Source organism: Achromobacter colocynthidis, from assembly GCF_057334535.1.
This window is the reverse complement of record NZ_JBHFIZ010000024.1, coordinates 184,366-196,948: the sequence shown is the minus strand read 5'-3', so window position 1 is coordinate 196,948 and position 12,583 is coordinate 184,366. Positions and strand designations below refer to the sequence as shown.

At 64.9% G+C, this 12,583-nt stretch carries 11 protein-coding genes; 9 read left to right on the top strand and 2 right to left on the bottom strand.

The genetic code is table 11. The features are described 5' to 3' along the window. The first annotated feature begins 190 nt into the window (after positions 1 to 190). On the top strand, positions 191 to 388 hold the full coding sequence (locus ACE04A_RS09525; RefSeq protein ID WP_082134365.1) for a hypothetical protein: 198 nt from the start codon (positions 191 to 193) through the stop codon (positions 386 to 388). Positions 389 to 452: 64 nt separating this feature from the next. After that, a complete protein-coding gene (locus ACE04A_RS09520) occupies positions 453 to 1,652 on the top strand; it encodes an amidohydrolase family protein (RefSeq protein ID WP_448718626.1) in 1,200 nt (399 codons plus the stop codon). On the opposite strand, the gene ACE04A_RS09515 is transcribed toward ACE04A_RS09520, so the two are convergent. Continuing rightward, entirely contained in the window at positions 1,649 to 2,539 is an 891-nt protein-coding gene (locus tag ACE04A_RS09515; RefSeq protein WP_448718625.1) for a LysR family transcriptional regulator, read from the bottom strand. The two genes, ACE04A_RS09520 and ACE04A_RS09515, sit on opposite strands and share 4 nt — an antisense overlap. A 158-nt stretch (positions 2,540 to 2,697) precedes the next feature. On the opposite strand from ACE04A_RS09515, the gene ACE04A_RS09510 reads away from it, so the two are divergent. Beyond that, complete coding sequence (locus ACE04A_RS09510) at positions 2,698 to 3,825, top strand: mandelate racemase/muconate lactonizing enzyme family protein (RefSeq protein WP_100852810.1); 1,128 nt, start codon at positions 2,698 to 2,700, stop codon at positions 3,823 to 3,825. A gap of 72 nt (positions 3,826 to 3,897) precedes the next feature. Beyond that, positions 3,898 to 4,881 (top strand): Bug family tripartite tricarboxylate transporter substrate binding protein, encoded by a 984-nt coding sequence (locus ACE04A_RS09505; protein WP_279994928.1) that lies wholly within the window; start codon positions 3,898 to 3,900, stop codon positions 4,879 to 4,881. 99 nt (positions 4,882 to 4,980) lie between these two features. On the opposite strand, the gene ACE04A_RS09500 is transcribed toward ACE04A_RS09505, so the two are convergent. Further along, the gene (locus tag ACE04A_RS09500; RefSeq protein ID WP_485820067.1) at positions 4,981 to 5,847 is read right to left on the bottom strand and encodes an IclR family transcriptional regulator; all 867 of its coding nucleotides are present in this window, start codon (positions 5,845 to 5,847) and stop codon (positions 4,981 to 4,983) included. A 170-nt stretch (positions 5,848 to 6,017) separates the two neighbouring features. Here ACE04A_RS09500 and ACE04A_RS09495 point away from each other — a divergent pair, with 170 nt between their 5' ends. The 5 genes from ACE04A_RS09495 (at position 6,018) to ACE04A_RS09475 (ending at position 12,530) form a co-directional block, all read left to right on the top strand. Continuing rightward, positions 6,018 to 7,673 carry an MFS transporter gene (locus ACE04A_RS09495; protein WP_279994930.1) on the top strand — a complete coding sequence of 552 codons (1,656 nt, stop codon included), beginning with the start codon at positions 6,018 to 6,020 and terminating at the stop codon, positions 7,671 to 7,673. 16 nt (positions 7,674 to 7,689) lie between these two features. After that, the gene (locus ACE04A_RS09490; protein WP_485820066.1) at positions 7,690 to 8,667 is read left to right on the top strand and encodes a carbon-nitrogen hydrolase family protein; all 978 of its coding nucleotides are present in this window, start codon (positions 7,690 to 7,692) and stop codon (positions 8,665 to 8,667) included. Between the two features lie 3 nt (positions 8,668 to 8,670). Beyond that, entirely contained in the window at positions 8,671 to 9,285 is a 615-nt protein-coding gene (locus ACE04A_RS09485; protein ID WP_485820065.1) for a flavin reductase family protein, read from the top strand. Between the two features lie 22 nt (positions 9,286 to 9,307). Further along, the gene (locus tag ACE04A_RS09480) at positions 9,308 to 10,585 is read left to right on the top strand and encodes a DUF2254 domain-containing protein (protein WP_438859426.1); all 1,278 of its coding nucleotides are present in this window, start codon (positions 9,308 to 9,310) and stop codon (positions 10,583 to 10,585) included. A gap of 337 nt (positions 10,586 to 10,922) precedes the next feature. Next, positions 10,923 to 12,530, top strand: coding sequence for a methyl-accepting chemotaxis protein (locus ACE04A_RS09475; RefSeq protein WP_485820064.1), 1,608 nt, complete (start codon positions 10,923 to 10,925; stop codon positions 12,528 to 12,530). Positions 12,531 to 12,583 lie beyond the last annotated feature (53 nt).

The following is a 12,583-nucleotide window of genomic DNA, read 5'->3' as shown; positions in this document are numbered from 1 at the left end:
TTCTCCTCTCGGCAGAAGTTCGCGTATTACGTCCGCGTACTGCGTTTCGCTTCCAAACCGATGTGTGTCAAATGCACCAGCTAATTCAGATCAGGAGCAGGCAGTATGACGTGTCGTGTTCCCGCTGTCAGGCAGGCTTTGTATTTGTGTTGTCTTTTTGTACAGGCGGTGTTGTTTGTATACTCAAGCAATGACTACTGACCTGCATAATCTCAAGCCCGGGTACTACTGGTACACCATGGCCAATGACCCGCTGGCCGTTATCCACATCCATGAAGACGGCGGTGCATCGCTGATGGGTTCGGACTACCGCATCGGCGCCGAAGGCGTCGCCGACATGGTCCGCCAAGGCGAACGCTTCTTCTGGATCGAACCGCCGCAAGTCTGAACTTTTGGGCTGATACGTGGCCGGCCTTTCGGGCCGGCCGCTTTCGTTCGTCCGGGGAAAATCCATGACCGACCTGCTGTTGAAAAACGTCCGCGTAGCGGCGAACGACGCCGCCGACGCTGTCGACGTGTTGGTGCGGGGTGCGCGCATCCTGCAAATACAAGCGGGTATCCAGGCGCCGGCCGACGTCCCTGTTGAGGATGGCGGCGGCGCCTTGTTGTTGCCGGGGCTGGTTGAAGGCCATACTCACCTGGACAAGACCAACTGGGATTCACCTTGGTATGTGAATACGGTTGGCCCCGCCCTGACCGACCGCATTGAAAACGAACGCACCTGGCGCGCCAATACGGGCCACGATGCGGCCAGCCATGCGCGCGCGTTGGCGCTGGCCTTCCTGCGCGAAGGCGCTACCCGCATCCGCAGCCATGTCGATGTGGACACCGACGCGGGCCTGCGTCACCTGGATGGCGTGCATGCCACGCGCGAAGCCTTGGCCGGCCGCGTGGAAATTCAAACCGTGGCCTTTCCGCAGTCGGGGTTGTTGGTGCGACCTGGCACGGCCGACCTGTTGGACCAGGCGTTGGCGCAAGGCGCTGATGTGTTGGGTGGGCTGGACCCGTCCGCCATCGACCGCGATCCCGCCCAATCACTGGATGTGCTATTCGGTCTTGCCGAGAAGCATGGCAAGCCGGTCGACATTCATCTGCACGAGCCCGGCGAACTGGGCGCGTTCACGCTGGACCTGATCCTGGACCGCGTCCAGGCGCTGGGCATGCAAGGCAAGGTGGTCATCAGCCACGCCTTCTGCCTGGGCGGCGTTGACGCCAAGCGCCTGGACGGGCTGCTCAAACGCCTGGCGACGCTGGACGTGGCCGTGTTGACCACGGCGCCGCCGTCGCGGCCGGTGCCCGGCGTGCGCGCGTGCCGCGAGGCGGGCGTGACGATCTTCGGCGGCAACGACGGCATCCGTGACACCTGGACGCCGTATGGCAGCCCCGACATGCTGGCGCGCGCCATGATGATCGGCCTGCGCAACGACCTGCGCCGCGACGACGAAGTGGAATGGGCGTTTGATTGCGTCACCGGCGCCGCCGCGCGTGCCTGTGGCTTTGCGGACTACGGCCTGACGCCGGGCGCGCGGGCCGACCTGGTGCTGGTCGACGCCAGTTGCGTGGCCGAGGCCGTGGTGACGCGCAAGCCGCGCCGTCTGGTCGTGACCCATGGCGTGGTCGTGGCCCGCAATGGCCAGGACGCCATCGCCTAAGCCTGATCGCGCGTCAAACCCAGCTGCGATTCGGTCAACGCGACGAACGCCCGCATCAGTTCCGAACGCACACCGGCGCGCTGCCAGATCGCGCCCACTGTGCGCACCGGGCAGGGCGCCGGCAAGGGCCAGCGCGTCACCCGCGCGGCCGGTTCGCCGGTGACGGCCCAGTCCGGCAACACCGCCACCCCCAGTCCCTCGGCCACCAGCTTCGCAATGGAATCGATGCCGTCCAGCTCAAAGCGCACGTGTGGCCGCAGGTTGTGCGTGCGCAGGTAATCGTCGGCCATCTTGCCGCCCACCACGCTGCGGTCATAGCGGATGTAGGGCTCGCGCGCGAGGACGGCCAACGGGTCGCGCACCTTCATGTCGGCCGGCGTCACCAACACCAGCGGCTCGTGGCGCAGGTCGCGCCAGTCGCACGTCTTGGGTAATGCAAACAGCGGGTGCACCAGCAACGCGCCATCCAGCTCGCCGGACAGCACCTTGCTGTAGAGCAGGGTGGTGGGCGCGGGCTCGATGTAGATCTCGATATGGGGATGGCGAGCCACCCAGGTGCGCAGCACCGGCGGCATGATGCCGGTCAGCGCCGTGGGCGTGGCGCCCAGGCGCAAGGGGCCGGCCGGAAGCTCCGTGTCACTGGCCGCCGAGCGCAGGTCGCGCACGTCGCGCAGGATATGTCGGGCGCGTTCAAGAATGCGGATGCCGGCAGGCGTGGGTTTGACCGTGCGGCCAGACCGGGCGATCAGGGCGCTGCCCACGTCGCCCTCCAGCGCGCGCAGTCGCTGCTGCACGGTGGCGGGGGTCAAGCCCTGATGGCGCGCGGCCTGGGCAATGGAGCCCAGCTCCACCACATGCACATAGGTTTGAAGAAAGCGGGAGTCCACGGCGCTTGCCCTTGGTGAAGATGGTTTTTCCGTATTCTAAAGATGGGTGAAGATAATTGTTGTTTTCTTTGGTGGCGGGAAGAATACGTCCAGAGCGATCCGCCCGCGCACAAGGCGCCGGCGTCGCCCGTTGGAACCCCGCCATCAAGGAGCTTGCCGTGCCCATTATTGAATCCATCGACGTTTGCGCCGCCGCGGTGCCCCTGGATAAAGTCACATCGTTTTCGAACCGCAGCGTATCCACTCGCCACTACGGCCTGGTCAAGGTCCGTTCAAGCGACGGCGTGGAAGGCATCGGCTTTTGCTATGTGGGCAGCGCCGGCGGCGCCATCTTCGAAGCGGCCGTGCAAAGCCTGTTGGCGCCGGTGCTGCTGGGCCGCGATTCACACGCCGTTGAAGGCTTGTGGCAAGCCATGTACCAAGAGGCGCTGCTGCAAGGTCGGCAGGGCACGGTGATGCGCGCGCTGAGTGCGCTGGACATCGCACTGTGGGACCTGAACGCCAAGACGGCCGGCCTGCCGCTGCACAAGTTCCTGGGTGCGATGGAACTCGAAACCGTGCCTGCCTACGCCAGCGGCGGCTACTACCTGGACGGCAAGACGCCCCAGCACCTGGGCGAGGAAATGGCCAGCTATGTGGACAAGGGCTTTCGCGCCGTCAAGATGAAGACCGGCCGCCTGTCCCCGCGCGAGGAAGAGGCGCGCTTGAAAGCGGCGCGCGAAGCCGTGGGCCCGGATGTCGAGCTGATGATGGACTGCAACAACGCCTGGCAGGACGTGACCCAGGCCATGCAGTACATCCGCCGCTTCGAACAGTACGAGCCGTATTTCATCGAAGAGCCCTTTGGGCCGGACGATATCGACAGCCACGCCAAGCTGGCGCGGTTGACGCATCTGCCGATCGCCACGGCCGAAATCGGCTATGGCCGCTGGTATCACAAGGAACTGCTCGACAAGGGCGCGGCCGGCATCCTGCAGACCGACGCGGCGGTGTGCGGCGGCATCACCGAGTGGAAGCGCATTGCGGCCACGGCCGCCAGCTACGGCGTGGTGGTCTGCCCGCACTGGTTCCACGACGTGCATGCGCCGCTGGTTGCGGCGACGCCGAACGCGCGCTACGTCGAATTTTTCTGGGATGACCAGGTGTTGAATTTCCGCAAGCTGATCGATCGGCAACTGACTCACAAGCTGGGCCGCGTGGTCTTGCATCAAGAGCCAGGGCTGGGCTTCGGCTTCGAAGAGCGCATGGTCGAAAAGTTTGGCAAGTGGGTCCGCATCAGTCGTTGAACGCCACCCGCAACAGGCGGCGCCTTTTCAAAACAAGCAGCCGGCCTTCGAGGCCGGCGCGAGGAGACAAGCATGCAACGCAGGCAATTCATGACCGGCGCCGCGGCGCTGGGGGCGGCGCTTGTGCTGCCCAACGCGGCGCGGGCGCAGCAGGACATGCCGTCGGGTCCGGTGAAAATCGTGGTGGGCTTTCCGGCGGGCGGCGGCACCGACGTGCTGGCGCGCCTGTTGGGGCAAAAGCTGGGCGTGATGTGGAATATTCCCGTCATCGTGGAGAACCGCGCCGGGGCAGCCGGCGTCATCGCGGCCGAGCAGGTGGCGCGCCAGCCCAACGATGGCAACACGCTGCTGATGGCGCATGTGAACAGCCACGGCATTGCGCCAGGCTTGCAGCCCAAGCTGGCCTATTCCGTGGACCGCGATTTCTCGCCCATCGCGTTGGTGGGCAAGACGCCCACCATCCTGATCGGCGGCGCGTCGCAGCCCGCCAAGACGCTGCCTGACTTGGTCAAGCTGTGCCGCGCGCAGCCAGGAAAGATCGTGTTCGGGTCGGCGGGAGCGGGCTCGGCCCAGCACCTGGCGTTGGAAATTTTCAAGGCGCGCGCCGGCATCGACGTGCTGCATGTGCCGTACAAGGGGTCGGCGCCGCTGATGAACGATCTGTTGGGCGGCCATGTGCAGTACTGCTTTGAAGGCATGACGACGGCCACGCCACTGGTGCAGTCCGGCAAGGTGATCGCGTTGGCGCAGACCTTGCAGCAGCGCTCGAAAAGCCACCCCAATGTGCCGACGGTGGCGGAACAAGGCTATCCGGGCTTCGAGGCCAGCATCTGGTTCGGCATGGTGGGCCCCGGCAAGATGCCCGACGCCATGGTCCAGCGCATGAACCGCGATATCGATCAGGTCCTGGCGATGGCGGACGTGCAGGAAAAGCTGGCGCAGGTGGGCGCGGAAGACGGCGGGGGCAGCGTGCAGCGCTTTGCCGACTTCATGGTCCAGGAACAGCGCAAATACGCCAAGACCATCAAAGACGCGAAGATCATCGTGGAAAGCTGATGCGTGCGGCGCGCGCGGTCGTCGTCCGGCAGCCCAGCAGCCCAGCAGCGCCGAGCACGGGCGGCCCGATCCGCCATTGCTCGCCGGACGCGACGCGCTTTAGCCTGCGGCCGGGGCCGTGTTCGGCTCCGACCCTTCCCACCCCGCCATCGCCGAGATCGACCGCGCTTTTTCCCGCAGCAGGCGCGCGGTGTCGGAATCCAGGTCGTCGTCGATGGCGCCCACCGGCCCCATCAAGGTGATGGCCGCTGTCATCTCGCCCAGCATGTCGAAGATGGGCGCGGACAGCGACGTGAAGTGCGGCAGCAGCGCATGGCGACAGCGGCTGATGTGGTGCTTCTGCACCTCGTCGCGGATGGCCTGCACGTCTTTCGCCGTATAGGAATTGCCGGGGGCGCCGCCCTGGCTTTCGGGAATGGATGAGGCCATCTCGCGGTCCAGCAGGTCGCGGGTCAGCGCGTCCGGCAAATGCGCCAGGAAGTTGCGGCCCAGCGCCGACGACAGCAGTGGCATCACCGTGCCCACGCGCAATTCCAGCAAGGGCCGGCTGCGGCTGCCTTCCACCCGATACACGATGGTCGGCCCCTTGTTGCCCCACACCCCCAGGAACACGGTGTGCCCGGTTACCGCCGCCACCTCGGCCATGATGGGCCGCGCCGTGGTGAACACGTCGAACTGCTCCAGCGCCGCCAGCCCCAGCCGCAGTGCGTACGGACCCAAGCCGTAGTGGCCCGTGTCGGCATGCTGCTGCACCACGCCCACCTTCTGAAAACTGACCAGGTAGTAGTGCACATTGGGCACGGTCAGCTCACAGGCGTCGGCAATTTCCTTCAGCGGTAACGGCCGGCCCGTCTTGCGGATCAGGTCCAGGATCCGGAAGCCCACTTCAATGGATTGAATCCCCCTGCGCGCTGCGGTCGGCGTCTTTTCCGTGTTCTTTTCTGCCTTGCCGGCGGGCCTTGCCATTGCTGCCTCCAGTGTGTGTTTGGCGGCAGTGTAGCAGCGGCCAACAGGGGCTTGCGGCTGCTTGCCGGACCCGGTTTCGGGTTTCCCCCAGCTTTGTCCGGCCGGTTTTAAGTTTGATAATAGTTAATGCATACAGCAGTATCAATCTAAAAACACAGGGGAAAGCAAGCATGGAAGCAAACGTGGCAGCAGTGGGGCGGATCGGCGACGCGCCGACGCTAAGCAGGAAAGAGGAACGTCAGGTGGTCGTGGCGTCCACCTTGGGCACCTTGTTCGAGTGGTACGACTTCTTCATCTACGGAACCCTGGCGGTGTTCATGAGCCAGGTGCTGTTCCCGCAGGACAACCCCACGGTGGCGCTGCTGGCCGCCTTGGGCGCGCTGGCGGTGGGTTTCATCATTCGCCCCTTGGGTGCCGTGATGTTCGGCTACCTGGGTGACAAGTGGGGCCGCAAGTACACCTTCCTGATCACGGTCGTGATGATGGGCGGGGCCACCGTGCTGATCGGCTGCCTGCCTACCTATGAATCGGCCGGCCATTTGTCGTGGATTCTGCTGCTGACGCTGCGCGTGGTGCAGGGCCTGGCCGTGGGCGGCGAGTACGGCGGCGCGGTGATCTATGTGGCCGAGCATTGCGAGCCCAAGCGCCGTGGCTTGCTGACCGGGTGGATTCAGATCACCTCGTCGGCCGGCCTGATCCTGTCGCTGGTTGTCATCCTGTGCACCCAGGCAGCGATGAGCGCTGAGGACTTCCGCCAATGGGGATGGCGCCTGCCGTTCATCCTGTCGATCGTGATGCTGGCGATTTCGATCTACGTGCGCGCCAAGCTGCATGAATCGCCCGTCTTCACACGCATGAAGCAGCAGAACCGCCTGTCGAAGAATCCCATCAAGGAAACGTTCGGCCAATGGTCCAGCCTGCGCCTGGTGGTGCTGGCGCTGATCGGCGTTACCGCCGGCCAGGGCGCCACCTACTTCACGGGCCAGTTCTACGTCATGATCTTCCTGCAGCAAGCCGTGCAGTTGGATCAGACCAGCGTCTACACGCTGATCCTGATCGGCTTCATCATCGGCGCGCCCACGTTCGTGCTGTTCGGCTGGCTGTCCGACCGTATCGGCCGCAAATGGATCATGATGGCGGGCCTGTTCATTGCCGCCATCGGCTATCACTCGATGTTCGAGGTGCTGCTGAAAGCCGGCAACCCGGCGTTGGCCCAAGCCATGCAGAGCACGCCGGTCCGCGTGCATGCCGATACCAGCGGCGGCGCGTGCGACTTCGGCTTGCAGGCCGCGATGGTCGGCAGCCATGCCGACCACAAGAAGGTGTGCGTGCAGGCCAAGAAATTCCTGGTCGGCAAGGGCATCAACTTTGAATACGCCGCGCCGCTGCCGGGCCAGACCATTGCCATGAGCGTGGGCGGCGTCACCGTCAACGGCTTTGACCGCGCGGGCTATGCGAAGGCCTTGAGCGCGGCCGGCTACCCGGACCGCGCCGACCCAGCCCGCGTCGACCGCGCCACCATCATCCTGATCCTGGTGCTGATGACCGCCGTGGTCGCGATGGTCTATGGCCCGGTGGCGTCCTACCTGGTTGAACTGTTCCCGGCCCGCATCCGCTACACCGCGCTATCCTTCCCGTACCACATCGGCGCGGGTATCTTCGGCGGTATCGTGCCCTTTACCGCCACCTACCTGGCGCAGGCCAGCGGCAATATCTTTGGCGGTTTGATGTATCCGGTCGTCGTGATGGTGGTGGTGGGCATCATCGGCAGCTTGTTCCTGCCGAACACCCGCGCCAAGGCCATCGACGAAGACCCCATCCACTAAAAAAGCGAGGAGAAACATGTCCGTGCAAGCGAGTTTCAAGGCCGCCGTCATCCAGGCGGCGTCCATCCCGACCGACAGCGTCGCCTGCGCCAACAAGGCCGCGTCGCTGATCCGGCAGGCCGCCGAGCAGGGCGCCCGGGTGCTGGTGTTTCCCGAGGCCTTCCTGGGTGGCTACCCCAAGGGCAATTCCTTTGGCGCGCCCATCGGCGTGCGCAAGCCCGAAGGCCGCGACGCCTTCGCCAGCTATCACCGGCAGGCCGTGCGGCTGGATGGCGAAGAGGGCGGCATCGGGGCGCAGGCGGCCGCCGATACCGACAGCTTCGTCGTCATGGGCTGCATCGAAGCCGACGGCGGCACGCTGTACTGCACCGTGCTGTACTTCAATGGCCGGGAAGGCCTGGCCGGCAAGCACCGCAAGCTGATGCCCACGGCGGGCGAACGGCTGATCTGGGGCTTTGGCGACGGCTCGACCATGCCCGTCTTCGATACGCCCTACGGCAAGATCGGCGCGGTCATCTGCTGGGAAAACTACATGCCCATGTTGCGCATGTACATGTACAGCCAGGGCGTGGCGCTGTATTGCGCGCCCACGGCCGACGACCGCGATAGCTGGATTCCCAGCATGCGCCACATTGCGCTGGAAGGCCGCTGCTATGTGCTGACCGCCTGCCAGCACCTGCGTCGCGATGCGTATCCGGAAGACTTCGAATGCTCGCTGGGTAACGCACCCGACACGGTGTTGATGCGCGGCGGCAGCGCCATCATCGACCCCTTGGGCGAAGTGCTGGCCGGCCCGGATTTTTCCGACGAAACCATTCTGTACGCCGACATCAACCCCAACCAGATCCTGCGCGGCAAGTACGACTTTGACGTGTCTGGCCACTACGCGCGCCCGGACGTGTTCCAGCTTCAGGTCGACACCCGCGAAAAGCGGGCGGTTTCCGCCGTGTCCGCCGTGTCCAGCGCCCAGGCGGGCGGCGCGCAGGAGCCTTGAAACATGCATTTTGACTTCAGCGCCTTGCCTTCGCAGACGGTCTACAAGCTGCTGACCTCGACCGTCACCCCCCGCCCGATCGCGTGGGTCACCACGATATCGGGCGACGGGTGCGTCAACGCGGCGCCGTTCAGCTTTTTCAACGTCATGGGGCACCAGCCGCCCACCGTCGCCCTCGGCCTGATGCGCCGCGCCAACGGTGAATTGAAAGACACCAGCGCCAACATCATCGAAAACGGCGAGTTCGTGGTGAACCTGGTGCCCGAAGCCCTGATGCAGCAAATGAACCAGACCTGCGCGGACTATCCGCCCGGGGTGGATGAGCTGAGCAAGGCGGGCCTGACGGCGCTGCCCGCCGCGCATGTGCGCCCGCCCTTGATTCAGGGCAGCCCGGTGTCGCTGGAATGCGTCAGCCAGGCCACCATCGTGACCGGCCCGCACCAGGTCGTCGTGATTGGCCGGGTGCTGGGCGCGCACGTGGCCGATGCTTATGTGCAGGACGCCGAGCGCGGCTATGTGAACACCGCCGAGATGGGGCTGGTGGCGCGCATGCACGGCAGCGGGTGGTACGCTCGCAGCACGGATTTGTTCCAGTTGGCGAGGCCCACCGACCCTTAGCCAGTCACTGAAAGGAGAAAAGATGGTTGCTCGTTGGCGCTGGGCGCTTAAGCAATTGACCAAGCGCCTGTGGTTCAGGGCCAGTCTTTTCTCGCTGCTGGGCGTGGCAACCGCCTTGCTTGCCGTCATATTCAAGGGCGCCATTCCCGAAACCCTGCCCGCCCGCATCGGTGCGGACGCGGTGGACAAGATCCTGGGCATCATCGCGTCCAGCATGCTGGCGGTGACCACCTTTTCGCTCAGCACCATGGTGGCGGCCTACGGCGCGGCAAGCAGCGGCGTGACCCCGCGCGCAACCACCCTTGTGATGCAGGACACCACCACGCAGAACGCCTTGGCGACCTTCATCGGCTCGTTTCTGTTCAGCCTGGTGGGCATCATCGCGCTGAGCACGGGCGCCTATGGCGCGCAAGGGCGGGTCTTGCTGTTCGCGGTGACGATCGTGGTGGTGATCCTGATCGTCTACACGCTGCTGCGCTGGATTGATCATCTGTCAAAGCTCGGCCGGGTCGGCGAAACCATCGACCGCGTTGAAACCGCGACCATCGACGCTATCCGGCACCGCGTTCAGTGGCCTTGTCTGGGCGGCACTCCTTATCCGGCATCCGGCGTGCCCCCCGCGTCGGCGCTGGCCGTGGCAAGTGACCAGACGGGCTACGTCCAGCACGTCGACGTGCAGGCCTTGGGCCAGATCGCGCGCGAACATCAGGCCTTGATTTATCTGGATGTGCTGCCCGGCGCCTTTGCCCATGTCGGCATGGTGCTGGCGTGGATCGTGCCCGAATCAAGCAGCGCACCGGCCACGCGCCAGGCTCCCAACGAGGCGATCCTGGGCGCCATCACGATGGGCACCCATCGCACGTTCGAGCACGACCCCCGCTTTGGTTTGTCGGTGCTTTCCGAAATTGCGTCCCGCGCCTTGTCGCCTGCCGTCAATGACCCCGGAACGGCCATTGACGTCATCGGCAGGGGCGTAAGAAGCCTGACCTGCTGGGGGCAGCCCCCTTCGTCGCAACCCGATGCCGAACCCGACTGCCGGCGGGTCTACGTGCAATGCCTGGACGTGGACGATTTGTTCGACGACTTTTTCGGCCCTATCGCCCGAGATGGCGCGGGCTTGCTGGAAGTGGACATGCGCATGACCAAGGCGCTGTTGAGCCTGGCGGAGATCAACCCGACGCTATTCAAGCCGGCTGCTTCCCGGCATGCCGCGCGCTTGCTCGGATACGCAGAGAATGCGCTGGGCCTGGATGAAGACAAGCGCCGGCTTCGCGAGCTGGCTCAGCCCCTGCTGCGCTGAGGACGGGTGTGCCCGAGAGGGGCGCGGCTGTTGGTGTGGCGGACGCGCCCAAAGCGGCGGTCCGGACCCGATTTTGCAAAGTGACGAGCTTGCGCCAATTCGTTCTCCAGTTCCTTGGATGCGGCGTAAATCGCCGCTGCTAGCATCTGCCCGACCACTGCGAGAACCCTCGGTTCACGACTTCTCCGCTGGCACTTTCATCATCTTTGAACACCATATTGGGGGCAGATCCATCCAGGGGCTGGCGGGCGTCTGGCTTGCGTGGGCGGCGGTTTGCGCGGCCGCACGCAACTGCCGAACCCGCATTCGCGCGCCTGTCTGGATGGCTGGACGCGGCATGAATAATCTGAAACTTGGAACCCGCCTGGCGGGGGGATTCGGCATTTTGCTGGCCATGATCATCATCATGTGCCTGGTTGGGCTGGTCAGCCTGGCCAACATCAATGAATCGGTTGAAACCGTGACCCAGCGTTCGCTGATCAAGGAACGCTGGATCAGCGATTGGGCCCGCAATATCCAGGCCGGCGTTACCCGCACCACCGCCATTGCAAAAAGCACCGACGCCAGCCTGGCGGCGTTCTTCACGGAAGAGGCCGCCGCGTCCACGCGGAATTCTTCCGCCTTGCAAAAGCAGATCGAGCCGCTGATACAGACGCCCGAGGAAACGACGCTGTGGCAAGGCATCGGCAAGTCCCGAGGCGATTACCTGCGCACGCGCGACGCCATCTTCAAGGCCAAGCAGAGCGGCGACGTGGACACGGCCAACCGCGTCTTCACCCAGGAATTCCTGCCGGCCACGCGCCAGTTCATTGATCAGATCACCAAGCTGTCCGCCTTGCAGCGCGCCGAGATTGATGCGCGCGCGGCCGACATCCAAAGCGCTTATCGCACGGCCAATTTCTGGATGATCGTCATCGGCTCGGTGGCGCTGATCAGCGGCTTGCTGCTGGCCGTGTTGCTGACGCGCGGCATTACCCGCCCGCTGTCGGCCGCCGTGCGCGTGGCGCGCACCGTGGCCGCCAATGACCTGACCAGCACCGTTACCGTGACATCGCGCGACGAGATCGGCCAGTTGATGCAGGCCCTGGCGTCCATGAACGCCAACCTGGCGGGCACCATCGCGCACATCCGGACCGGCGTGGACAGCATGGCGTCCGCGTCGGGCGAGATCGCGGCGGGCAACACCGACCTGTCCTCGCGCACGGAGCAGCAGGCGGCGTCTTTGGAAGAAACCGCGGCATCCATGGAGCAGCTCTCGTCCACGGTGAAGCAGAATGCCGACAGCGCGCGCCAGGCCAACCAGTTGGCCGCCACCGCCTCCGACATCGCGGCCCGTGGCGGCGCGACCGTGTCCGAGGTGGTCAGCACCATGAGCGCGATTTCGTCGAGCTCGGTGAAGATCGCCGACATCGTGTCGGTGATCGATGGCATTGCCTTCCAGACCAACATCCTGGCGCTGAACGCCGCGGTGGAAGCCGCGCGGGCAGGCGAGCAGGGCAAGGGTTTTGCGGTGGTGGCGGCCGAAGTCCGCACACTGGCGCAACGCAGCGCGCAGGCCGCCAAGGAAATCAAGACGCTGATCGAAGACACGGTGCAAAAGATCAGCCAGGGTTCCATCAGCGCCGAGCGCGCCGGCACGACGATGCAGGAAATCGTCAGTTCAGTGCAGCGCGTGACCGACATCATGGGCGAAATCGCGGCGGCATCCGCCGAGCAGGCCGACGGCATCGAACAGGTCAACCGGGCGGTGTCGCAAATGGACGAGGTAACGCAGCAGAACGCGGCGCTGGTAGAAGAAGCCGCCGCCGCGGCCGGCTCAATGCAGGATCAGGCCGCCGACCTGACGCGCGCGGTCAGTGCGTTCAAGCTGCTGGGGGGAGGAAGTGTGGGGCGGGCTACAGAACGGATCGCGATCGGCCACGCGCTTGCTACCGTGGGGCAGTAGGACAGCGGAGGGGAAGTAGTCCAGGCGCAATCTGGGCTACGGCCATGGGCCCA

Coding starts and splice junctions, on each gene's coding strand:
- ACE04A_RS09475 (WP_485820064.1), top strand. CDS start 10,923: ATGAATAATCTGAAACTTGGAACCCGCCTGGCGGGGGGATTCGGCATT.
- ACE04A_RS09500 (WP_485820067.1), bottom strand. CDS start 5,847: ATGGCAAGGCCCGCCGGCAAGGCAGAAAAGAACACGGAAAAGACGCCG.
- ACE04A_RS09495 (WP_279994930.1), top strand. CDS start 6,018: ATGGAAGCAAACGTGGCAGCAGTGGGGCGGATCGGCGACGCGCCGACG.
- ACE04A_RS09505 (WP_279994928.1), top strand. CDS start 3,898: ATGCAACGCAGGCAATTCATGACCGGCGCCGCGGCGCTGGGGGCGGCG.
- ACE04A_RS09520 (WP_448718626.1), top strand. CDS start 453: ATGACCGACCTGCTGTTGAAAAACGTCCGCGTAGCGGCGAACGACGCC.
- ACE04A_RS09485 (WP_485820065.1), top strand. CDS start 8,671: ATGCATTTTGACTTCAGCGCCTTGCCTTCGCAGACGGTCTACAAGCTG.
- ACE04A_RS09490 (WP_485820066.1), top strand. CDS start 7,690: ATGTCCGTGCAAGCGAGTTTCAAGGCCGCCGTCATCCAGGCGGCGTCC.
- ACE04A_RS09480 (WP_438859426.1), top strand. CDS start 9,308: ATGGTTGCTCGTTGGCGCTGGGCGCTTAAGCAATTGACCAAGCGCCTG.
- ACE04A_RS09525 (WP_082134365.1), top strand. CDS start 191: ATGACTACTGACCTGCATAATCTCAAGCCCGGGTACTACTGGTACACC.